Raw genomic sequence first — 23,845 nt, forward strand, 5'->3', positions numbered from 1 at the left:
TAAGATTAAAACGAGTTAATGTCATGGGGTGTTTGCTTTCAACGGGGAAACTGGTGACAAGTTGTTTACAAGAGTCAGTTACAAGCACTTGGTTTTATGCCTATTTAACTGGAATAGCTCAACAAGTAAAACAGACTTATAACCTTCCATTGGTTCTTATTGTTGATAATGCCTCGATTCATAGAAGTAAAAAGATGGCTGATTACAGAGAGCTACTTAAAAGTAACTTTTCGACGAATTTGTATTTTATTCCAGCTTATAGCCCTGAGTTAAATCGAATCGAGATGGTATGGAAGCAGATGAAATATTATTGGCGAGATTTTCAAGTCATGACAGCTGATAAAATAGAGCAATGGGTGGAGAGAGTATCAAACCAATTCGGAAAAGAATACATGTTTACTTTTTAATGACAGCTTATTTAGGAAGCCACACAATGTAATGGCCTGCGCAACGTATCAACTCCTGAAGCCTTGTTCCTTTGTGAAAGGTGGCATTATCCATAATCAATACACTGGTTTTTTTCAGCTTTGGCAATAAATCCTGTTCAATCCAGCATTCAAATACCTCGGTATTCACTGAACAATCAAATACTCCAACTGTAAGCAATCTATTTTCGATTAATGCGCCAATCGCATTGCTACAATTTTTTAACTGCCAGTTAAATTCAGCTTCAGCTCGCGCTCCTTTAGGGCTATAACTATGCGATCTCGTACTTTCGCTTTGAAAACCACTTTCATCGATATAAACCAGTGGTAATTGTTGTTCTAAACATTCAATCAAGTTCTGAAATTGCCGACGTTGATTTTGATCTGCTTTAGGGTGCTTTAACGTCTTTTTTTACGCGATATTCCTGCAGCATGTAGCGCATTAAATACTGCATGTGTACTGACACCAAAACGTTCTGCCCGTTCACTGATGTAATCATCGGGATATTGTTCAACATCATTCAATATTTGCTCTTTGCTAATTTTAGCTGGGCGACCAGGAATAGGTTTAGTTACAGTAGACTTTTTCCAATTCTGAATCGTCTGTATACAGACGTTAAAATGCTGTGCTGCTTTTCGCACAGACATTTTATCTCTAGTCATAATTTCTATGACTTTGTCTTTAAAATCTTTTGAATATCCCATGTTTCTATTGTTCTATATTTTTAAGTATTTGGCTATAGAGATAAATACGGGTTAAATATAGACAAAAAAGTTGTGCACATATCCTAAATTTTTTATGAGCATATCGAATTATGAAATTAAAAGGCTCAAAGTTACTTCATCGGGATGAAATTGAGGGTTTAATCAAAACTCGATTAAATAAAGTTTATTTTACGCCAAATTTAGAATCCATTTATCAGCCGCTCTACCGTGATGAAGCGGCGAAAGAATTTCGTTTTCGCGGGATCATTATTTTTCTCCTGTATGCCCTGTTATGTTCGGGGATTTATCAAGTGATCCCTGCGGGTCATGACGCAGTTTTATGGATTTCTCTGTACATTTGGGTGGGGATTATCATTCTGAGTGCATGGGTTTTATCTTTTATTCCGCGTTTAAACCCTTATTTTGATGCTTATACTTGTCTAGGTTCGATGTGCGCTGTTGCGATCACATTTATCATCATTACTATGATTGGTAATTATCACAATGATGCGCTATTACATGCTGCCATGATGTATGCCGTGGTCATCCTCTACGCCTTTGTTGGTATGCGTTTTTATACTGCCGTGGTTGCGGGTTGGTGCGGTGGCTTGATTGGATACATCATTACCAAAGCTTTTGATTTTCAAATTGACTGGACGTTCTTAAATCGTACCTATACCTATAGTAGCTTTCTGGGTATGGATTGCCTATGTAATCGACCGTCAACACCGTGAAAATTTCTTGCAAAATTGCATTATTGAACTGCATCAAAATGAGATGCAAAAGCAATCTGAACAATTGAAAAAAATGACAGAGCATGACCCACTGACTGGGCTAGCAAACCGTCGTCCGTTATAAGGAGCTTTAGAACAGCTATGGCATTATGCCCTACGTCATCAACAACCGTTAAGCATCATGATGATCGATATCGATTTTTTGAAAATTAAAATGATCATTTAGGACATCAGGCGGGTGATATCTGCCTGACCCAAATTGCAGAGGTCTTATCTCAAATTACCAATCGAAGTGGTGAGTTAGCTGCGCGCTACGGTGGAGAAGAGTTTTTACTCCTCTTTCCAATGTTAACTGAAGCTGAGATTGAGCCTTTGGCAGCAGATTTATTACACCGTATTCAATCTCTCGAACTTCCACATCCAGCCAGCCATATTTCAAAATTTGTGACGATTAGCATCGGTACGGCAACGATCATTCCATCTGAATCTGATCAAATTCAAAAATTTATATTGGCTGCCGATCAAGCACTTTGCCTTGCAAAAGGCAGTGGTCGTAACCAATATCGATTAGCTCAGGCTGAAGCGCAGTTAGATGTTTGAGTCAGTCTATCGCTTTGTGAATTTATCCATTGTTGAATTTACACACAGACTTTTTAGCGTTTATAAATAATATTTTGACTGCTTTTTTTACATGCAGACAAACCTTTTCTGGCATTTTCTTGTCACTTTTTTTGCTAGAATCAGCAACACGATTTGTTAACGTACACCTGTGGTTTTGAATGAAGAGACAATATAAATATAAGGACTTTTTCTAAATCCAATTTTCATCAAAACAGTGTCATTCGTTTAGCAGCGCACAAATTTTTATTTTAAGGTATTTCGTTTCATGCAAGCTGATAATTCCAAAGTTGACCTTTCAACCCTGACCCCGATGATGCAACAGTACATGTCAGTCAAAATGCAAAATCCGCATTCACTGATGTTTTATCGGATGGGTGATTTTTATGAGCTCTTTTTTGAAGATGCGCATAAAGCAGCAAAACTCTTAGGAATTACACTGACGCATCGTGGTAAAGCCAATGGTGAGCCCATTCCCATGGCAGGTGTCCCGTACCATGCAGCTGAAGGCTATTTAGCCCGCCTTGTAAAAAAAGGGGAAACGGTGGTGATCTGCGAGCAAATTGGTGAGGTAACAGGTAAAGGTCCAGTTGAGCGCGGCATTGTTCGTATCATTACCCCGGGGACATTAACGGATGATGCACTAATTGCCTCTCATCAAAGTTCAAATTTAGTCGCGATCTGCTTACAACAAAATCAAATCGGGATTGCTTTACTAGACCTCAGTGCAGGTATTTTCAAAGTTCAGCAAATGGACTATCAGCTGGAACAATTAGCAATCGAACTTTCACGTTTAATGCCGAGCGAAATTTTGATTGATGAAGATCTTATTGATCCGAATATTGTCGAGCAAATTAAACGTCAATTAGACTGCCCTGTCACTAAACGTCCAAACGTCGACTTCAATTTAAATAACGCACAAAAAACGCTGTGTGACCAATTTGCAGTTGCCACACTTTCAGGTTTTGGTATTGACCATTTACCTTTGGCGAAAGCTGCCGCAGCGGCTTTGATTCACTATGCAAAAGTGACTCAAAAAACTGCTTTACCACATATTCGCAGCATTCAACTCGAACAAAGTAGTGATTTTGTGGCGCTCGACCCCGTCACTCGTCGTAACTTAGAACTGATTGATCCCCTATTTGAACATGGTACTTCCCTGTTCCAACTAATCAATGATTGCCAAACTGCGATGGGCGGCCGCCTATTGAGTCGTACCTTGATGCAGCCTTTACGAGATACCGCTTTATTGGATGCACGTTTAGATGCATCACAAGCGATGCTGCAAGGCTATCATGAGTCTCCGATCCGCTTAGTTCTCAAAGAAATTGGCGATATTGAACGTGTGCTATCTCGTGTAGCTCTCGGCAGTGCTCGTCCACGAGACCTAGTTCAGTTACGTCAAACTTGTGCACAAATTCCCTATCTTCGACATGCACTTGAACCGATCATTCAGTCACACCAATCTAAGCTGATCGCTCAGTTAAATGATGAAATGGGTGATTTTCACGGCTTACATGAGCGTCTCATGTCTGCCATCGTAGAAAACCCGCCAGTGCTTTTACGTGATGGAAATGTGATTGCCGAGGGTTTCGACACTGAACTTGATGAACTACGTAAAATTCGTGACCATGCGGGACAATTCCTCATTGATCTCGAAATCAAAGAGCGTGAACAAACCGGAATTTCAACCTTAAAAATTGGTTATAACCGAGTTAGTGGTTACTATATTGAACTAACTCGCGCACAAGCTGAACAAGCACCTGATCATTATATTCGCCGCCAAACCCTTAAAAATGCTGAACGCTACATTACCCCTGAGTTGAAATCTTTTGAAGATAAGGTGCTTTCGAGTGAGTCACGTGCATTAGCGCGCGAAAAAATGCTCTTTGAGCTATTACTTGATGAGTTACGTGCAGATATTGGCAACTTACAAATGATGAGCGCCGCTATAGCGCAAATTGATTTACTGGCTAATTTTGCCCATCAAGCTCGATTACGAAATTGGTCACGTCCTGAATATAGCCCTGAAGTTGGGATCAAAATCAAAGCCGGACGTCACCCAGTTGTGGAATCTCTGAGCAAATCAGCATTTACTCCAAATGATACTAGTTTGGACTTTAATCACCGCATGGCGATTATCACAGGGCCAAATATGGGCGGTAAATCGACCTTTATGCGCCAAACTGCCTTAATCAGCTTATTGGCCTACTGTGGTAGCTTTGTCCCTGCCCAATCTGCCATTTTAGGGCCGATCGACCGGATATTTACCCGTATAGGATCTGCAGACGACTTGTCTACTGGTAAATCCACCTTCATGGTGGAAATGACTGAAACCTCTCAGATTCTTCATCATGCAACCAATCAATCACTGGTACTGATGGATGAAGTTGGGCGTGGTACGAGTACCTATGATGGCTTATCTTTGGCGTGGGCATGTGTACTCGATCTCACCCGTCGCATTAAATGTTTATGCCTATTTGCAACACATTATTTTGAGCTCACCGAGTTAGGCAAAGACGCCAATATTGATAACTATCATGTCACTGCCCGTGAGCTAAATGGCAACCTGATCTTACTGCATAAAGTTCAACAAGGTCCTGCGAGTCAAAGTCATGGTCTACAGGTGGCAAAGCTTGCAGGTATTCCTGCAGCTGTGATCAAAGAAGCGCAAAATCGCCTTCGTATATTAGAAACTCAGCAAAAACAGCAACTCAATACGGCTGTACAAACCGATCTATTCTCGGCACTCGCAGAGCCTGAAGTCATTGAACGCGTAGTTGAAGTTGAAAAAACATCACCCGTACTTGATGCCTTAGCAGATATTGATATCGATAACTTAAGTCCACGTGAAGCATTACAACAGCTTTACACTTTAAAGGATTTACTTAAGATCTAAATTGAGCAGAAGCGATAGATGAGATATGCAAAGAACACCAATGAAGGTGTTCTTTGCATTGACACCATTCAAACGCGTAAATTAGTGAATGTTTGCTATCTACTACTGCGGCTATTCAGCAATAAATTGATAAAAAATTAATGTTCTAAAATGTTTCATGCTTAAAATGCACATAAAAATATTGTTCGATAAACAGATGTAATTTAATTAGTTTTTGAGTATGATTCTCATTCATTGTGAAATTTACATAAATTGTTCAGTTTTTAGTGATTTTAACAGCACTGCATATAATAATTATCAATAAAAGGAATTGTTAGTTACCCTATTTTTTGCCTAAAATACACCATTAGTTTATTAGAACCATATTTTTTAGGTAGCTGTCGCCATGACCTTTGTTGTCACTGAAAACTGTATTAAATGTAAATATCAAGACTGCGTAGAAGTTTGCCCTGTTGACTGTTTCTATGAAGGTCCAAACTTCCTTGTTATTAATCCAGATGAATGTATCGACTGTGCGCTATGTGAACCTGAGTGTCCAGCTAACGCGATTTTCTCTGAAGATGAGTTACCTGAAGGTCAAGAAGTATTTATCGAACTTAATACTGAACTTTCTCAAAAATGGCCGAACATCACTCAAATTGGTGATCAACCTGCCGACCGTGAAGAATGGAACGGTAAAGCTGATAAATTACAATATCTTGAAAAGTAATTTTACGCTTTCATGAAAAGATCAGCACATGCTGATCTTTTTTTATACTTAAAGCACACATTTCATTGCAAATTATTCAAATTTTCTCAATCAAATTGGATTAAAATAGAACGAGTTTATAAATAATTGATTTCTATAATGAAGCATTTACTCAAGGGATTATTGTCCGTTGCAATATTCCCTCTTGTTTTCATTGGTTGTACAACTACACCACAAAAACAAGGTCACACTATTACAACTCCCGACGGTAAACGTATTTACATACCTCAAGAAAAAGTGACGACCATCAGACAAGCCCCGCCTAAAGTGGTGCCTTATGCCTACAATTCGTGGGTCGCGTCTGTCGATAATTTACGTCGCGTTCGAGACTATGAAGTCTTTTTAGAGAAAAATGGTGTAGGCAATATCATTCCTTCATTTGAGTTGATGCGTACTGCACGTGACTGGCAAAAATGTGGTCGCTCAGAATATATGGTACCTAACCGTGAATTATGGCAAAACCAAATTGCAACCTTACGTGTCTTTAAATATTTAGTAGCTGCCAATATCTTAACGGACTTTGAAGTGACATCGGTTTATCGTGATTTGCCTTTGAACCAGTGTGCCGGTGGTGCAAGTTCATCTCGTCACTTATACAACTCTGCGATTGATTTCCGTATTGGACCTGCGTACCCGCAGCCCGAAGACTACAGTTATATTGAAAATACCAAGTTCCGTTTATGCCAATTTTGGTCACAACACGGGCAGAGTCTCAATATGGGATTAGGTTTATATGCCAGCGGACAAATTCATATTGATACTCAAGGCTACCGTACTTGGGGGCCTGATCACTCAAGTCGCTCATCAATGTGTAATTACTAAAACATTACATCGTCATATCAAGACCTCTTCGGAGGTCTTTTTTGTACATAAAATATTCAAATATAGAACAATAAATTGCGATGTTGGTGGAAAGGTTTAAAATGCTTGCATCAATCACGAGGTGCGACAACATGCAACAAATGTGGACAGACATTGATGCTTACATCGATTCACATTTAATTCCTGAAGATCCAATATTGACCCAAACACTTCAACATACGGATGAACGTGGCTTTCCTGATCATCTTGCTGTAGCGGCTAATCAAGGCATGCTGCTTCAAATGTTAATCCAAATGAACAAGTGTAAACGCGTTTTAGAACTTGGAACTTTTGCAGCCTATAGCACCATGTGGTTAGCACGTGCCTTACCTGAAGATGGTTACATTCTGACCATTGAAGGTCGTGATACACATGCTGCCCTCGGTCAAGAAAATATTGATAATGCAAAGCTTGCACAAACGATAGAACTGAAATGTGGTCGTGCGGCAGATATTTTACGTGCCCTTCCTGAAGATACCGAACCTTTTGACTTTATTTTTGTCGATGCAGACAAACAGAGCTACCCTGAATATTTAGAATTAAGCTTAAATTTATCTCATTCAGGTACAGTGATTGTTTTAGACAATGTGATTCGTGCAGGTGAGATTCTGAATGCTGAAAACCATAAACCAAGCATTGAAGGTATTCGTGATATGTTCAAAGCTATGCAAAATCATCCGAAAATTTTATCCTGCACGGCACTCCAAACTGTAGGTTGTAAAGGTCATGATGGTTTTGCAATTGCAATCGTTAAATAATCTTAATCGAGGTGTTTTTTAGACATCTTGAGTAAAGGTATAAAAAATAATCAATACAGTATTTTATTTTCAAAACAATTACTTATAAACACTGCACACAGAGTTATCCACAATTTATGAGGATAACTCTGATTGTTTTTAAATCAACTCTGTTCGTTTGCTCAACTTATTTTACAACCAACAATGGAACACTCGAATTTCTGAAAATACTGGTGGTGATACTGCCCAAGAAGAACTGATGGATTTTACTGTGGCTAAAAGCGCCAAGTACGATTAACTGAATGCCATGCTCTTGTTGATAGTCCAGAATATTTTCCGAAACATCGCCATAACGGTATTCTGTCACCACATCGAGACCGGCATTGGTTAAATAATTTTTTGGATCATCCAAGATTTGTGGGTGATCTCCAACATAAACCAAATGACATTGTAAGAGTTTGAGTAGATCACTTTGTGCCACACGCTTCATTAACTCAACGCATTTAGGCGAATATTCATAGGCAAAAATAAAACGAGTCGGTGGTTTAAACGTTGGCCCTACAGTCATAACTGTACAACTTGCACCACGTATAAAGTTTTCAACATTACTACCAAGCGGCTTATTGCGCTCTGCTGAACGTTCACCCACGCGACCAATTAAAACAATATCGTCATCTTGCAACACATTAAAACTTTGCTCTAAGAAGTCGCCCTTTTCCTGAATATGGGTGGTTTGAATACCATGCTTATCTTGGATCATTTCAGAAATGTGTTTGAGCAAGTTATTACTATAATCTAACGCTAAATCACTTTGTTTTTGTTCTAACTCCGCGAGTTCTTTCAAGAGCATAGCATTACTTTCAAACCCAATCACTCCACTGATTTCACCTAAGTGATAACTTGCCGGATAGTAATCAAGTATTTGCAGTAAAACCAACTCACGGTGAGTTTGTTTAGCAACCCAAGCAGCAGCATCAGCTAGTGCATTAATGCATGGAGAAGAGTCGATACAGGCGATAACTCGTTTCATGATTAGCCCTCGTTTTATTATTGCTTGGCTATAAAATGTTGTTTGTTATTTTTAACTTATCACAACTCTGTTTCACTGTGCATGCATTTGTGTAAGCATAAAAACGATTTATGACCTATTTGGCGATTATTTATTCACGATATCGAATGAGTTTTGCAGGATTTCCCGCAATGATTGCACGCGCTTCGACATTTTTCGTCACCATACTGTTCATGCCGACCACAGCCTGCTCAGCAATGTGAATGCCATCCTTGATTCCAACATGCGCACCTAGCCAAACATCACGCTCTATCTCAATCCCTTGTGAACGTACAGCTTGTTGATAGATCGGTTGATTGACATCCATTCCATGATCAAAAGCGTATAAATGGCAATATGCCGCCATACGAACCTGATCGTGAATTTTGATGCCCACTCGCCCACCATCTATAATACAGTGATGATTGATCGCCACTTCATTACCAATTTCAATTGGGCCATGCAAAGTACAATCTGCTGCAATAAAGCTGTTATCTCCAATGACAATCTTACGTCCTGGTTCGGCAAAAATATGAGCCAATGGCGATATAAAACAGTTTTCACCAATTTCAACGGTTTCCATCGATTTGAGATAGTCTTGATATTCCTGTTGCCAAGCTTCGGCCCAACCACGATTTTTCGGTTTGAGTGACCAATACAACCAAGGCATATAATTTAGACGATGCTTATGTTGCTCTCGATATTTCAATAATGGATCTATTTCATTCATCTTCAGCAGCCTCTACGATATGCAGTTGTTCACGTCCGCGAGTTACATCTTGAATCTTTAACTGTAGCGGTTGGATTTGATGAATTTGCAATGATGCAAGTACATTTACACCTTGCGCTGTGTATTCTTCCTGAAATTCAATTTGCTGCTGATTGAGTTCATATTGGAAAATTGCCCACTCATTAAACTGACAACTAAATTGCACTTTTTTCTTCTCAATGAGTTCAATTTTTTCAGCCTGCAACAGACATTGACCGGCACAGCCACCATAGGCGCGTACCAAGCCCCCAGTCCCGAGCTTAATTCCACCATACCAACGATTAACCAAGACCAACACGTTGGTTAGGTCATTCCCTTCTATGGTTGCTAGAATGGGCCGACCTGCTGTGCCTGAAGGCTCACCATCATCATTAAAACGTACGGTATGTCCAATTTTCCATGCCCAACACTGATGTGTTGTTGAGATATCCTTATTGGCTTCGAGAAATTCTTTAACGGCTTGTTCATTTTCCACAGGAACTGCGATGGCTTGAAAACAACTTTTTTTAATGTCTTCTTCATATTCAAACTGTGCGGCGAGTGTAAATGGCATAACGTCTTTAGATCCTGTATCAAAGGACATTATAGCGTTTTTTGAAAGACTTACATCCACAAAAAAGCCTCCAAAACTGGAGGCTTGATTGGCACTGCGTTATTAACGTTCGCGAAGTGCTTCTTTGGCTTTATTGAATGGCTTGATTAAATATTCAAGTACAGTTTTCGAGCCGGTACGGATATCAACTGTCGCCACCATACCCGGAGTGATACTAAAACTTTTACCTTCTTTATTGCTTAATTTATCACTATCTGTACGGATATAAACACGATAATAGAACTGATCTTGTTTCACTTCATCACGTAACGTATCTGGTGAAATGACGGTCACTTTACCTTTTAGACCACCATAGATCGAATAGTCATATGCCGTAATTTTCACTAAGGCTTCTTGACCCGGACGAATAAAAGCAATATCTCGTGGTGAAATACGTGCTTCTACCAAAAGCTGTTCATCCAAAGGTACAATGGTCATCAATTTACCATTTTGCGGAATCACACCGCCCAATGTCATCACATCAATCTCTTTGACCACACCACGAACTGGAGATTTAAAAACGGTACGGCTGAGTGTATCCGATTTGCCTTTCACCACTTGTTGCTGCGATTCAATATCAGTATTGGCTTTCGACAATTCTTCCCGTGATTTCACCAAATATTGGTTACGGACATCATTTAACTGATTTTGTAAGTCATTCGCTGAACGCTTTAAACGAAGTACTTCAACTTCACTTGCTGCACCCTTAGCAACTAAAGGTTCAGTCATGGCCAATTCTTGTTGAACCAATACCAAAGCTTGTTTTAAGCCGGCAACAGATTCTTCCAAGTTTGCACGACGTGAATGATATAAAGCGGTTTCTTCCTTCACTAAAGTTGGAATCTTTTGAACATCTTCAGGAAAGGTTAATGGTGTACCATTCACTTCTGCACGTAAACGTGCTGCTGTCGCACGTGATGCCACAAGTAAAGACTCGGTTTCACCAACATTTGATGCGAAGCGTGTTGGATCAAGTTGCGCAAGGACTTGACCTTGTTCAACAATTTGACCTTCCTTCACATTCAACTTGGTTAAAATCCCTCCCTCAAGCGACTGAACAATTTGTTCTTTCGAAGATGGAATCACTTTACCTGTCCCTGTAGAGACTTCTTCTAATTTAAACAACCAAGCCCAAACTAAAAGGATTGCCAGACCAATCGTAATAATCCAAATGATTAAACTCGATTTCGGTAATGGTGGCTCTTTAAAGCTGACTTTGGTCGAGCGTTGTATTTCTTGTTTATTTTCACTCATGATTTAAGCCCCAGCTACTTTTTTCTGAGCATTCTGATTCAGAATTTGATCACGAGGCCCATCCATGACAATTTTACCTTCATTCACCACAATAATGCGGTCAACCAACTCAAGTACCGCACGGCGATGTGTTGCCACCACCATAGTTCGGTTTTGTAAATAACCTTTTAAATGATCGATCAACTGCTTCTCAGATACGTCATCAATGGCTGCTGTAGGTTCATCAAGCAATAGAATATTGGGTTGACGAATCAATAAGCGTGCAAGCAACAAAGCTTGGCGTTGACCGCCAGAGAAGCCTACACCACCTTCTAAAATGATATGGTCTAGCCCTTCTTTTTTCTCTTGAACAAAGTGAATTGCACCCGTAATTTTCAGTACTTCAATCAATTGTTCATCCGTAGCCAACGGAGCACCCAAGGTCAAGTTTTCACGAATCGTACCATAAAATAACTGTGCATTTTGGTTCAATAGCCCCATATCACGGCGTACATCTGCGGGGTCAATTAAAGACAGCTCAATCCCATCTAATTTAACTTTGCCTTGTACTGGCGTTTGCATACCCGATAACAATTGGAGTAGCGTCGACTTACCAGCACCGTTACGGCCCAAAATTGCGATTTTTTCTCCAGCCTTAATTTCCAGTTTTGGAATTAAAAGACTTGGACGTGGGTCATCTTCACCATACTTAAATGACACACCATTGAGTTCATAATGACCATTAATTGATGGTCGATGAATAAGATGAGAATAATCCGGTTGATCGACAGGTTTCTTCATGAGCTCATCCAGACCGGCTTTTGCCACTTTAGCCTGTTGTAAACGACCTAATACCCCTGCCAGTGCAGAAATCGGTGCCAACATTCGTGAAGACAAAATCGAACAAGCCACCAAAGCACCTGTGGTCATTTCACCTTTCATCACAGCAAAACAGCCGACAAGTACAACGATTGCAAATGTTAGACCCTGAATTTTTTGTGTCCATGCCGACATTAAGCCCACGATTTTACGTTGACGCATGCTGACATCAGCAGACACTTCATTCATGTGGTTCCATTGGTTTTGGAAGCGTGATTCCGCACGAAGTAATTTGATATCTTCCATGCCTTGCACAGATTCAACCAATAAGGCATTACGAATCGAAGACTCGCGCATGCCCATTTGTGCAAGTTTAGCCAATGGTTTTTGCGCCAAAATCCCTGGAATAATCATCAAAGGAACCACCAACAGCATGACCCAAAATAGATTGCCGCCAATTAACCAGAAGATGAACAGGAACAAGAAGAAAAACGGTAAGTCGGCAATCGCAGTAACAGTCGTCGAGGTGACCATTTCGCGTACCCCTTCTAATTCACGAATCTGTGAAATAAAAGTACCTGTAGATTTTGAGCGTTCGCTATTTTTAATTCTTAATGCATGACCAAATACACGATCTGAAATTTTCAAATCGGCACGTTTACCAATAATATCCGACAAATAAATTCGTGAAACACGTAATGCAAACTCAAATATCGCTGCAATTAACACCCCACCCGCAAGTACCCATAAAGTCGGCACAGATTGAGATGGAATGACACGGTCGTACACATTCATTGAGAATAAAATGGTGGCTAGGGCCAAGATATTTGCCATTAATGAAGCAAACATAATGTCGATGTAGCGTTTCCAGTCTTTTAAAACGATCGACCAGAACCAATTTTTTTCAAACGGCTTGATGTATTCATCAACACGTGCATCGGGTACAGATGACTCTGGACGCAGAATATATATATTGCGAACGCCATGGCTCAATCGTTCAATAGAGAAGACTTGAGATAAACCTTCATCTCCGCTCAATTGGACACTGGCATTACCGTCTACGTCGATGCGTTCTACCACACCCACTTCACCACTGATAAACTCAACCAATACAGGTAAGCGCCATGGATTGAGCAGATTTATGTCGTATTTGTTTTTACGAACACTTAATCCAATTTGGCGTGCCATAACTGCGACCAGTTCATCGGCATTTTTGTGTTGATCCCAATCCAACTGCAACCGTATACGTTCTTCAGAGGGTTCAATTCGATAATGCTTTGCAATATTCAGAACCGCTTGTAGCCACGGTTGATAATTTATTGTATTACTCATGGCTGAACTTCAAACCCCTGAATAGATATATTATTAAGTTCATAGATATTTCGTGAACGCCCTGTCACTTGGATGTACTGTGCAAGTGCTGAGTAGATATCATATTGCGATGTCACAATTTCTTGTGCGGCACTATGTATGGCTTGCTCTGCATTCAGTAGATCGACAACCGTTCGAGTGCCTAATTTATATTGTTCTTGATACAGCTCTTTGGTTCTTACCGTTGTTTCACGGCGCTGCACCAATATCGACATTTGACGCTTTTTATTTTCGATTTGTTCACGAATCATTCGGACTTGATCAATCACATCCAAATACACTGTATTTACTTGTGCTTTTGCTGCTTCTTCTGCATAGCTTGCGGCACGTGTTTGCGCTGCAATTGCACCACCTTGGTAAAAATTACTGGTGGCTTCCAACATGATTGAATTATATAAACCATCATCTTCATCATTATTTGGATTACGGCCATTCACCGCCTGACTCAGACTGCCTTTGACATTGAGGGTTGGATAAGCACTTAATTTTGACTGTTGCTTTTGCAGTTTGGCAACTTGAACTCCAGCCTGTGCTTTCATCATGCTCGGAATCATCTTGAAGTCCGGATCCTCATATAAAGCCGCTGCAGTTAAGATCCGATCAGGTATCACCCAATTGATCTGACTTACATCAAAACCTAACAAGGTACGAAGTCGCTGTTGGTACTGTCGAAGTTGAGTTTCTTGCACAATTAAATTTGATTCCGCAGCTTCTAAATTTGACTTGGCTTGAATAGGGTCTGCTTGACTACTGATCCCTGCGGTTGCACGTAAATTAGCAATCTCAGCAATCCGACTCACACCGGCAATTTGCTGCTGCGCAATTTTAGCAACTTCTTGATATCGTTTAATGTTGATAATGGCATTTGCAACATCAAAAGAAACTTCATCTAAATTTACAAGTACATTAGCCTGCTCTTGTAACATTTTTGCTTCTTCGATACCGACAGCACTTTTGGTTTTACCAAAGTCATATAACATCTGCGTCGCATTTAAAGATACCGACTGACGTCCACGCTCGCCTTTAGTCAGATCTGCAGTGCTCAATCCACCTGAAATTTGGGGATAATATGCAGCATTCGCTAGGTCAATATTAGCGTTTTGCGATGCGACTGTAGCAATACTTTGTGTGATTTCTGGACGTCTTTGGACGGCGATATGTATCGCATCAATAAAACTTAGATTCTTCGCTACTGTGTTTGGATTATAGCTGCCTTGTTGTGTTCGACCATAAGCAACGGCTGGCATTTCTTGGACACGTGAGGTATCTAAATTATATTTACTGAGTTCGGTGATGTTAATTTTTTCGGCAGAAGGTTTAGGCTTATTAGGTAAAAAAATCTTATCTAATGTCTTTTGAATGGTACTTTGTGCAGTGCTAGTATCTGCTGCATACACTGAACCAATGGAAAAGGGTAATAATAATATACAAAAGAAATTACACTTATTTTTACGCGGACGCCCAACTTCTGGACCATTCATCTTTCGTAATCGCATGATTTTTGCAGGTCGTATTTTTAGTTTAAAGTATACTGAATTCTTGTTAATTTTTTAGATTAATCGCTCAGTTTTTGTCATTTCAGACAATAACATAAACCCGCTGAATGAAACTAGCGCCATTCAACGGGAAATTTCTTATATTATTCAATTAAACGATAAAATCATCACCAAGATAAACTTTACGTACCGTTTCATCTGCAAGGACTTCTTCTGGAGTACCTTCTGCAATCACTGAACCTTCGCTCACGATATAAGCATGCTCACAAATCGCAAGGGTTTCACGCACATTATGATCTGTAATTAATACGCCAATACCACGATCTTTCAATGTTCGGATAATGTCTTTAATATCACCCACTGAAATAGGATCGACCCCTGCAAAAGGTTCATCTAGCAACATAAATTTAGGGTCTGCCGCTAACGCACGCGCGATTTCCGCACGACGACGCTCACCACCCGACACACTCATACCAAGAGAATCTTTGATGTGTGTGATTTTAAAGTCGGCAAGCAATTCCGTTAAACGTTGCTGACGTTGTTGCTTATTTAGATCTTTACGGGTTTCTAAAATCGACATGATATTTTCAGAAATGGTTAATTTTCTAAAAATAGATGCTTCTTGAGGTAGATAACCAATACCTTTACGTGCGCGCTCATGCATTGCTAAGTCAGACAAATCAAGATCATCTAAATGAATCTCACCTTTATCCATACGCACTAGACCAACGACCATATAGAAACTTGTGGTTTTACCTGCACCATTTGGACCAAGTAAACCCACAATTTGACCACTTTGCATGCTAAAGGACACATCCTTTACCACCCAACGCTTGCTGTAGTTTTTGGCTAAATGTTTAATACATAAAGTTTGAACTTGCGAGGTTTGCTCCATTAATCACGTGCTCCTGGGAAGGACTTAGTGCTTGACGGTGGAATTACGATCTGTACACGACCCGAAGAAGATCCAGATTTATTTGGTGTACCCTCAGCAACGATGTCACCTTTATTCATACTGTATTTCAGGCTATTACCCCGAATACTTGCACCATCTTGTTGTAACAAAGCACCACCTGTCATGGTGATAATACCCGTTTCAGCATTGTAGACAATTTTCTGAGCTTGGCCTTTTGCATAGCCTTTGGCAGGGTCAGTTTTTTGTTGGAAATGTGCTGGCCCACCCGTTGCTGTAATCGTACTGATCTCTTTTTTGCTGTTTAAGTTCGCAACGATTGAGTTTGCCTGAAGCTTCATCGAACCCTGTTCAATGATGACATTACCGGTATACGTCGTAATCCCGGTTTTTTCGTTAAATGTTGCACGATCGGCAACCAATGAAATCGGTTGATTACGATCTGAAGGCAAAGCAAAAGCTGCAACCGAACATATCGCCAGTGAACCGAGTAGCACTGTACGTTTTAGGAAAGTTTTTGCAGTTTTTCGATTAAAATTATGGTTCATACTTTCCTCGAATATTAAAAAATTCGTATTGACCGTCGTTTAAATTTGCTTTTAAACCTTGGCTGACAAATTCGGCTTGTGGTGAAATCACCGTTACAGTCTTGTCCGTTTCTATTTCACGCAGTTTTGGAAAAGCAGTCAGTTCCTCAGTACGAAATTCCATTTGCCCTTCACGCATCAATTTTGTCGCAACCACATTGTCACTCAGTACGACTTTTTGGTTATCGTCCATACCATTGGCTTGTTTGGCAAAGAATGTGGCATCGACAGCACCGTCTTGATAGGTCGATGCTTTCAGATTGACCAAATGAGAAGTTTGCTTTTGCAAATCCTGCTCAAGTCGATCGACTTGCGCACGAATATGCAATTTTCCCTGTTCATCAGTCTGTGTCAGGTTAATGTTTTCAGCTGAGTAAGTCATACTTTTCGAAGAGTCTGCCTGAAGCTTATTACCCTTTCCACCGAAATAGTAAAAACCACCGCTTACTGCAGCAATGACCACAGCTGTCACGTATAAAACTTTAGTATCCATAAGCGGAGATTCAATCCAATGACTGCATCAATTTATTAATAAGGTGCACTTGCATATTTTTCAAGTAGTTCCTGGTATACACCTTTAGAAACTAAAAGCATATCGCAGATTTCACGAACAGCACCACGTCCACCCATCGCCTGCGTAACAAGATCTGCACGGCGACGTACTTCTAAATGTCCATTTGGTACGGTCACTTTCATCCCCGCAATAGCAAAGGCTGAAAGATCGGGCCAGTCATCGCCCATATATAGGCAATCTGAAGGATCAATACCGAACTGTGCGCAGGCTTCAGTCAAGGCAACGCCTTTATCTTCACGACCTTGAAAAACCAAGTCCACACCTAAGTCAGACATGCGTTTTTCAACAATATTACTTTTACGGCCAGTAATAATAATGACTTTGATACCCGCTTTTTGCACCAACTTCATGCCCAAGCCATCACGAATATCAAAAGATTTGATTTCATCGCCACTATTGGTCAACGTTACAAATCCATCACTTAAAATTCCATCTACATCCAGTACCAGTGCTTCTATGTGACGCGCTTGTTCTAGCAATACATACGATGCCATTTTCTTAATTTACCCCAGCCTGAATCAGATCATGCATGCTGATAATCCCAATCACTTTATTGGCATTATCAACAACTACAAATTGTGTAATTTTCTTTTCGTTCATACGTTCTAAAGCATGTACCGCACGTTCTTCTTGTGAAATGGTCAAAGGATTTTTAATCATCACTTCTGAGACTTTCATATTCACATCAAAGCCTTGCTGTTTATCAATCAAACGACGTAAATCACCATCGGTAAAAATGCCCAATAAGGTATCGTTTTCATCGACGATCGTGGTGAGACCCAAACGTTTATTTGAAATTTCGTACAGGACTTTATTCATTGGTGTCTCTGGCGACACTTTGGGTAAGTCTTCACCTGTATGCATAAGATGTTTTACATGCAATAACAAACGCTTACCCAACGCTCCAGCAGGATGAGAACGTGCGAAATCATCTGAGGTAAAGCCACGTGCATCCAATAATGCAACTGCAAGGGCATCACCTAAGGCTAATGTTGCAGTGGTACTTGAAGTCGGTGCTAGCCCCAAAGGGCAAGCTTCTTGAATATTGCCCAAGGTCAATGCGACATCGGCATTTTGTGGCATGGGACCTTTATTGTCGCCACTCATGGTAATTAGAGGAATGCCCAAATGTTTAATCAACGGCATGAGCATCATAATTTCATCACTCTTACCTGAGTTTGAAATTGCAATGAGCACATCACCTTTTACCAACATGCCCAAATCACCATGTCCAGCTTCACCCGGATGCATGAAGAAAGATGGTGTACCTGTCGAGGCAAACGTAGCGGCCATTTTACGACCGATATGACCCGATTTACCCATACCAGTAATCACTAAACGCCCTTTGCACTGTAAAATGATTTCGCAGGCTTGGCTAAAACGATCATCTATTTGCGTCGCTAATACTTGTAAAGCATGCTCTTCAATACGCAAAGTTTCTAATGCGACTTTCTGAAAATCGACTTGATTCGGCATATTTGGTGGATTCAAAGTTGTTATACCTTAAGCCGTGAGAGGTGCGCTCTCACTTTCAAAATAAAAAATTTTCACAATTTTATCATATCTATGCAAATAGCACGTTTCCAAATGTATAAGAATTCATGAATTATGCAGAAAAGATGCATTTCTTCATTTTTATCTTACGGACAGATAAATTGAATTCAGCACTCGAATGAGATTCAGCCCGAACCCAATGAGCCTTCTACGCTATTTTTAGCAACGCAAAGACATCAATCATTAAAAAATATCTGCTTTTTTGGGTTTTAACTTTATGAAAAAAAATGCTTAGGTTAAGATGAGCCATCTTTTGGTAGAAACAATTTGAAGAGCTATGCAACCTTTTGTTCTATATAACTCAGAGCAACGTAAAAAAGTAGAATTCGTACCTCGTAAAGAAGGACATATCGACATGTATGTCTGTGGAATGACCGTGTATGACTACTGTCATATTGGTCATGCTCGAGTTATGGTTGCATTCGACTACATTATCCGTTTCCTGCGCAGTCAGGGCTGGAACGTTAAATACGTTCGCAATATTACCGATATTGACGACAAAATCATTGCCCGTGCCAATGAAAATGGCGAAAGCATTACTGCTTTAACCGATCGCTTTATCAAGGCCATGAACGAAGATGCTGCCAATTTAGGTTGTGCAGCACCTGATGAAGCACCACGTGCAACAGACTATATCGATCAAATGCAGAATATGATTGGTAGCTTGGTTAACAAAGGTACAGCATATCCATCTGCAAATGGCGATGTTTATTTTGAAGTTGAAAAGTTTGCCAAATATGGTCGTCTTTCGGGTCGTAAACTTGACGACATGCAGGCTGGTGCTTCTGAACGTGTTGATGTAGAAGTAGAAAAGAAACATCCTTTTGACTTCGTACTTTGGAAACATGCCAAAGAAAATGAACCTTCTTGGGCTTCACCTTGGGGTAATGGCCGTCCGGGCTGGCATATTGAATGTTCAGCGATGTCGACCTGCTGCTTAGGCAACCATTTTGATATTCATGGTGGCGGTTCAGACTTAACTTTCCCGCATCATGAAAATGAAATTGCGCAATCTGAGGCATCTACTGGCGAACAGTATGTTAATTACTGGATGCATGTCGGCTTTATTAATGTCGATGGCGAAAAAATGTCGAAGTCTTTAGGTAACTTCTTCACTATTCGTGATGTGATGGATAAATTCCACCCTGAAGTGATTCGCTTCTTTATTGTGTCATCACATTACCGTAGCCCAGTAAACTTCTCTGACACTGCTTTAAAAGAAGCGAAAAATACCCTTTCCCGTTTCTATCATTCATTTAAAGCTTATCAGCAAGTCTATGGTGAAAAAACCGTAGAAACTTTGGATGATGCTTTAGTTGAGCGCTTTAATGCCGCTATGCGTGATGATTTCAACACCGCAGAAGCAATTGCGGTATTGTTTGAAGTCAACAAAGAATTGAACCGTGCCGTAAAAGATGAAAATGCTGAACAAGCGGCTGTGTATTATTCGACATTGCGTCACTTAACCAATATTTTAGGTTTGGTTCAGCATAATGTTGATGAATTCTTAAAATCAGATATTGGTCAGGAAGCTCTAGGTCTCTCTGAAGAGCAAATTGAAGATTTAATTCAACAACGTAAAGATGCGAAAAAGGCCAAAGAATTTGCCAAAGCAGATGAAATTCGTCAATCTTTATTAGATCAAGGTGTTGTCCTTGAAGATACTCGTCAAGGTACTATTTGGCGCCGTGCTGATTAATTAAGCAAACAGAAGCATAGAGAGTTGACAGTTGTGTAAAATTCTCTATAATTCACCTCATTGCGGGAATAGCTCAGTTGGTAGAGCATAACCTTGCCAAGGTTGGGGTCGGGAGTTCGAGTCTCCTTTCCCGCTCCAGAATACGAAAAACCCTCATCGAAAGATGAGGGTTTTTTTATGTCTAAATCTTTCTTCAATGGCTTATTTTTAGATTTATTTACTCATGTTATGCACATAAAAGTAATTTCGCATTTAGGGATTGAATAAAGAGATTAGCCTTCGGCTGGAGGTACTCTTACGAAACGTTGTTTTTCATTCGGCAAAATGAGATGCGAAGCTTCGCAAGGAAACCATCTTGCGGTGCAATGCACCTCACCAACAAAACTCGTTCACTACCGTCAAATTATTCAACGTATCGCAAAAACATTTTTGATTAGAAGTCGTCCTGTCTCAAACAATTGCGCATGACATTATCGCGTATCTTTATTATTTGAAGCAAAGTACGCTTCTGATGTTACTGCGTCACCTCAGTTATTTATTATATTGTAGCGACGTTAATAGGCCTTAATTTTCCCCAACGAATAAGGCTTCCCCTATTGCCACACTACCTTTCACCTACCTGTTAAAAAATAATCTGATGAAATGCTCATCTCGCCAATTTTCCTCAATTTTTCTCCATAATTTTCCGTTATTCTTTGCCAAAATTACATTTGGACAACCAAATAATGCACGGCGCGCACACTACACTCAAACTGACCAGCTTAAGTTACGCATTACTTACGATCTCAACATCAATTTGGGCCGCAGATACTGTTCAAAATCCGCAAGAATCTGTAGCAGTTCAGCAAATGGAAGCTTTAACATTTGAAGTTCCGACAGCAAGCACTAAGCCCAAAGACCCAGATATCAGTGCTGTCGCAAAAACCATTGTAAGCCGTGATGAAATGTTGAAATTTGGCGATCAGTCAATCAATGATGCGCTGCGTCGTGCTGCAGGGTTTCAACTGCCTGGTGCTGGTGGTGGTCCACGTGGTGGTGCAGGTGCTGGCGGCATGCGTTTTCGTGGTGGTGGCGCACCCGTGTTCTTAATCAATGGTGAACCTGTACAGGGTGGTCCTCGCGGCGGCATGTCAGTTGTTGATAGCATTACACCCGAAATGATCGAACGCCTTGAAATCACAAAACAACCGAGCGTCGCTCAAGGCTCGGTTGCATCATCTGCAGTCATCAATATTATTTTAAAAGAACCATTGAATGGCACGCGCTTGAGTGGATCTGTACGTGCTGGTTATGGCCTAACCAAATCAAATACACGTGAAGAAGAACGTACAAATTTAAACTTTCAAATGGATGGCCGCTCGGACCCTTGGATCTATAGTTTATCTGGGAGCCAAATGTGGAATGATTCAGATACACTCACCCGTACACAAGATGCAACAGGAACGAAAACCCAGAAACGCATCACCAATCGTACTTCACAGATGTTAACTCCTCGTGTTGAATATCAGCTTGATGATCAACAAAAACTGGTCGCTGAAATGTTTTATCGCAACAATGAAAGCGAAGGTTCAAGTGGCTCCCAAGTCCAAAAAGATAAAAATGACAGCATTCGACTCAACACACGATATGAGCGTAAAGACCAAGGAAATTCAGACAAAATTCGCTTATCAATCGAGCAGCAAAATGAAACGGAATTAACAGAGTATAGAAATTCTCAATCATATATTGATGAACAAATTAATGAATATGGTTTAGGCTACGACGGTGTCCGTAAGTTTGACTCAAAACGCCAAATAAAATTTGGTACTGATCTACGTAGCAATGAACTTGAAAGCAATATTGCAGAGACCTTAGATGAACAATTGTATGCTGCCTATGTTGAAGGAAGTTGGAAATATACGCCGCGCCAAACCTTAACTTTAGGTGTACGCCAAGAGTGGATTGATCGTTCAGGTTTAGTGGATTATCAAGAGCAGCATTTGAGTCCTGTATTAGCACACCGTTTTGACTTTAATGACCAATGGTCACTTCAAACCAATTTGAGTCAGGCTTTTAAAAACCCACGTAGCAATCAATTGATGCCGACTGTTTCAGTTTCTACAGATAGCGATGCAGGGACACTAAACAACCCTGACCGTGGTGGTAATCCAGACTTACGGCCTGAAACCATTAATGCTTACGAAACAACCTTAGGCTATAACACTCCTGCTGGCGGTATAAATATCACTGCCTATTATCGAGAGATTAATGACTATATCGAAAAATCGATCCTGTCAGAAAATGCTACAGGTGGTCGTTGTGAAACAGGAAATACCGATTGCCGTTTTGTCGAACGTCCATATAACCAAGACAGTGCAACTACTTATGGTGTGGAAATTGCTGGACGTTATGCACTGAAGCAAACGGAGAATGGTCATTCATTTATGTTGAATGCTCAGCTTTCAACTATACGTGCAAAAATTGAAGAAACTGACGCCTCTGATCGTTTGGCAAGCGATGTTGCACCTTATACCGCTAGTGCTGGCTTATCTTATAACTATCAACCGTGGCGTATTGCAACAAGTGTGAACCTCAATTACACCCCTGAATATACACGTGCACTGAGTAACGAACCGTACAATCGCACCAGCAATGAACGTGTTAACATGGATGTGAGTTTTACTAAACGCTTTGATCAAAATTGGTCTGCATCGGTGAATGCACGTAATATTCTCAGCTCAGATTATAAAGAAGTGTTAAAAGAACAAAGTTCTGGCGCGCTATACCAATCTCGTATCAATGAAGCAATTCCAAGCTTTATGTTTACCTTAGAAAAGAAATTCTAAACCGTTTCTAATAGACTTCTAAGAGATTCAATATAAAAAACCGATACGGATATGTATCGGTTTTTTATGCGTACACGACCGCAAACTAGCGCTCAATTGCCTTCAGCATTTTCGCAATTTTTAGGGTATGTTCCTTCTGTCCTTTTTTTTCTAAGACTTTTTGCTCAACCCACCATAAATATTCAAAAATTTCTGATTCACTTGAATCCTCTTGAATTAATTTAAAAATATTGGGCAAATAATCATCATACTCATCACGCAAAGCAGGAATACGGCGAATCCCTAACGGGTCCCATTCCTTTAATAAAATTTTATGTATCGCATGCAAGAGACTGGCATCTCGATTATGTTTTGACTGCATACAAGTTCCCTGGCTTATATTTTTTTACTTTTAAAATCAGTTATCTAATTATGTGATGATATTAAAAGAAAAATGAACTGTTGTTTGTCGAAGATTTCATCATACGCATCTCTAAACGCTTTTCCATTGGTTTTTCATCTTTTTTTTATACTATAGCCAAATCCTAAAAACTATAGAACAATAGAGATATGGGATATTCAAAAGATTTTAAAGATAAAGTCATAGAAATTATGATTCGAGATGAAATGTCTGTGCGAAAAGCAGCACAGCATTTTAA

General features: G+C 40.1%; 21 protein-coding genes, 1 tRNA gene and 1 pseudogene. 9 read left to right on the forward strand and 14 right to left on the reverse strand.

The window, feature by feature from the left end; genetic code table 11:
• Positions 1 to 23: 23 nt before the first annotated feature.
• Entirely contained in the window at positions 24 to 407 is a 384-nt protein-coding gene (locus FTU17_RS13475; protein WP_004680910.1) for a transposase, read from the forward strand.
• Between the two features lie 7 nt (positions 408 to 414).
• On the opposite strand, the gene FTU17_RS13480 is transcribed toward FTU17_RS13475, so the two are convergent.
• Both FTU17_RS13480 and FTU17_RS13485 read right to left on the reverse strand, forming a co-directional pair.
• A complete protein-coding gene (locus tag FTU17_RS13480; RefSeq protein WP_180135696.1) occupies positions 415 to 780 on the reverse strand; it encodes a transposase in 366 nt (121 codons plus the stop codon).
• 44 nt (positions 781 to 824) lie between these two features.
• A complete protein-coding gene (locus FTU17_RS13485) occupies positions 825 to 1,130 on the reverse strand; it encodes an IS630 transposase-related protein (RefSeq protein ID WP_004779997.1) in 306 nt (101 codons plus the stop codon).
• A gap of 110 nt (positions 1,131 to 1,240) precedes the next feature.
• On the opposite strand from FTU17_RS13485, the pseudogene FTU17_RS13490 reads away from it, so the two are divergent.
• The 5 genes and pseudogenes from FTU17_RS13490 to FTU17_RS13510 all read left to right on the forward strand — a co-directional run bounded on the left by FTU17_RS13490 (position 1,241) and on the right by FTU17_RS13510 (position 7,748).
• A pseudogene (locus tag FTU17_RS13490) lies at positions 1,241 to 2,464 on the forward strand (GGDEF domain-containing protein).
• A 286-nt stretch (positions 2,465 to 2,750) separates the two neighbouring features.
• Positions 2,751 to 5,381, forward strand: a complete 2,631-nt coding sequence (gene mutS, locus FTU17_RS13495; protein WP_180135698.1) for a DNA mismatch repair protein MutS — start codon at positions 2,751 to 2,753, stop codon at positions 5,379 to 5,381.
• Positions 5,382 to 5,766: 385 nt separating this feature from the next.
• Positions 5,767 to 6,090, forward strand: coding sequence for a ferredoxin FdxA (gene fdxA, locus FTU17_RS13500; protein WP_004651686.1), 324 nt, complete (start codon positions 5,767 to 5,769; stop codon positions 6,088 to 6,090).
• A gap of 138 nt (positions 6,091 to 6,228) precedes the next feature.
• Positions 6,229 to 6,951 carry a D-Ala-D-Ala carboxypeptidase family metallohydrolase gene (locus FTU17_RS13505; RefSeq protein ID WP_078188751.1) on the forward strand — a complete coding sequence of 241 codons (723 nt, stop codon included), beginning with the start codon at positions 6,229 to 6,231 and terminating at the stop codon, positions 6,949 to 6,951.
• Positions 6,952 to 7,082: 131 nt separating this feature from the next.
• Positions 7,083 to 7,748 carry an O-methyltransferase gene (locus FTU17_RS13510; RefSeq protein ID WP_078193558.1) on the forward strand — a complete coding sequence of 222 codons (666 nt, stop codon included), beginning with the start codon at positions 7,083 to 7,085 and terminating at the stop codon, positions 7,746 to 7,748.
• 166 nt (positions 7,749 to 7,914) lie between these two features.
• Here the strand turns inward: FTU17_RS13510 and FTU17_RS13515 are convergent, their stop codons facing one another.
• The 11 genes from FTU17_RS13515 to FTU17_RS13565 all read right to left on the reverse strand — a co-directional run bounded on the left by FTU17_RS13515 (position 7,915) and on the right by FTU17_RS13565 (position 18,605).
• Entirely contained in the window at positions 7,915 to 8,757 is an 843-nt protein-coding gene (locus FTU17_RS13515; protein WP_078188753.1) for a universal stress protein, read from the reverse strand.
• A gap of 130 nt (positions 8,758 to 8,887) precedes the next feature.
• Positions 8,888 to 9,505, reverse strand: a complete 618-nt coding sequence (locus FTU17_RS13520) for a DapH/DapD/GlmU-related protein (protein WP_180106173.1) — start codon at positions 9,503 to 9,505, stop codon at positions 8,888 to 8,890.
• A complete protein-coding gene (locus FTU17_RS13525; RefSeq protein ID WP_180106175.1) occupies positions 9,498 to 10,097 on the reverse strand; it encodes a YigZ family protein in 600 nt (199 codons plus the stop codon). Before FTU17_RS13525 ends, FTU17_RS13520 begins: the two co-directional genes overlap by 8 nt.
• Positions 10,098 to 10,199: 102 nt before the next feature.
• Positions 10,200 to 11,390, reverse strand: a complete 1,191-nt coding sequence (locus FTU17_RS13530; protein ID WP_180106177.1) for an HlyD family type I secretion periplasmic adaptor subunit — start codon at positions 11,388 to 11,390, stop codon at positions 10,200 to 10,202.
• A 3-nt stretch (positions 11,391 to 11,393) separates the two neighbouring features.
• Positions 11,394 to 13,520 (reverse strand): type I secretion system permease/ATPase, encoded by a 2,127-nt coding sequence (locus tag FTU17_RS13535; RefSeq protein WP_078193563.1) that lies wholly within the window; start codon positions 13,518 to 13,520, stop codon positions 11,394 to 11,396.
• A complete protein-coding gene (locus tag FTU17_RS13540) occupies positions 13,517 to 15,040 on the reverse strand; it encodes a TolC family protein (RefSeq protein ID WP_180135705.1) in 1,524 nt (507 codons plus the stop codon). The genes FTU17_RS13535 and FTU17_RS13540 overlap by 4 nt, the downstream gene beginning before the upstream one ends.
• Before the next feature lie 166 nt (positions 15,041 to 15,206).
• Positions 15,207 to 15,950, reverse strand: coding sequence for an LPS export ABC transporter ATP-binding protein (gene lptB, locus FTU17_RS13545; protein WP_180040050.1), 744 nt, complete (start codon positions 15,948 to 15,950; stop codon positions 15,207 to 15,209).
• Positions 15,950 to 16,516, reverse strand: coding sequence for a lipopolysaccharide transport periplasmic protein LptA (gene lptA, locus FTU17_RS13550; protein ID WP_180059071.1), 567 nt, complete (start codon positions 16,514 to 16,516; stop codon positions 15,950 to 15,952). The genes lptB and lptA overlap by 1 nt, the downstream gene beginning before the upstream one ends.
• The gene (gene lptC, locus FTU17_RS13555) at positions 16,506 to 17,048 is read right to left on the reverse strand and encodes an LPS export ABC transporter periplasmic protein LptC (RefSeq protein ID WP_180135700.1); all 543 of its coding nucleotides are present in this window, start codon (positions 17,046 to 17,048) and stop codon (positions 16,506 to 16,508) included. The genes lptA and lptC overlap by 11 nt, the downstream gene beginning before the upstream one ends.
• Positions 17,049 to 17,083: 35 nt before the next feature.
• Complete coding sequence (locus tag FTU17_RS13560) at positions 17,084 to 17,623, reverse strand: HAD family hydrolase (RefSeq protein ID WP_078188762.1); 540 nt, start codon at positions 17,621 to 17,623, stop codon at positions 17,084 to 17,086.
• 4 nt (positions 17,624 to 17,627) lie between these two features.
• Positions 17,628 to 18,605, reverse strand: a complete 978-nt coding sequence (locus FTU17_RS13565; protein WP_180059102.1) for an SIS domain-containing protein — start codon at positions 18,603 to 18,605, stop codon at positions 17,628 to 17,630.
• A 355-nt stretch (positions 18,606 to 18,960) separates the two neighbouring features.
• Between FTU17_RS13565 and cysS the strand changes: the two genes are divergently transcribed.
• The 3 genes from cysS (at position 18,961) to FTU17_RS13580 (ending at position 23,207) form a co-directional block, all read left to right on the forward strand.
• Positions 18,961 to 20,382, forward strand: coding sequence for a cysteine--tRNA ligase (cysS, locus tag FTU17_RS13570; RefSeq protein ID WP_180135702.1), 1,422 nt, complete (start codon positions 18,961 to 18,963; stop codon positions 20,380 to 20,382).
• Positions 20,383 to 20,444: 62 nt separating this feature from the next.
• A tRNA-Gly gene (locus tag FTU17_RS13575) sits at positions 20,445 to 20,520 on the forward strand.
• 587 nt (positions 20,521 to 21,107) lie between these two features.
• Positions 21,108 to 23,207: a TonB-dependent siderophore receptor gene (locus FTU17_RS13580; RefSeq protein ID WP_180135704.1), complete on the forward strand. Its 2,100-nt coding sequence runs from the start codon at positions 21,108 to 21,110 to the stop codon at positions 23,205 to 23,207.
• 85 nt (positions 23,208 to 23,292) lie between these two features.
• Here the strand turns inward: FTU17_RS13580 and FTU17_RS13585 are convergent, their stop codons facing one another.
• Positions 23,293 to 23,568: a hypothetical protein gene (locus FTU17_RS13585; RefSeq protein WP_078193570.1), complete on the reverse strand. Its 276-nt coding sequence runs from the start codon at positions 23,566 to 23,568 to the stop codon at positions 23,293 to 23,295.
• Positions 23,569 to 23,845: the final 277 nt, after the last annotated feature.

The organism is Acinetobacter sp. YH12070 (assembly GCF_013419625.1).
Classification (GTDB): Bacteria; Pseudomonadota; Gammaproteobacteria; order Pseudomonadales; family Moraxellaceae; genus Acinetobacter; species Acinetobacter amyesii.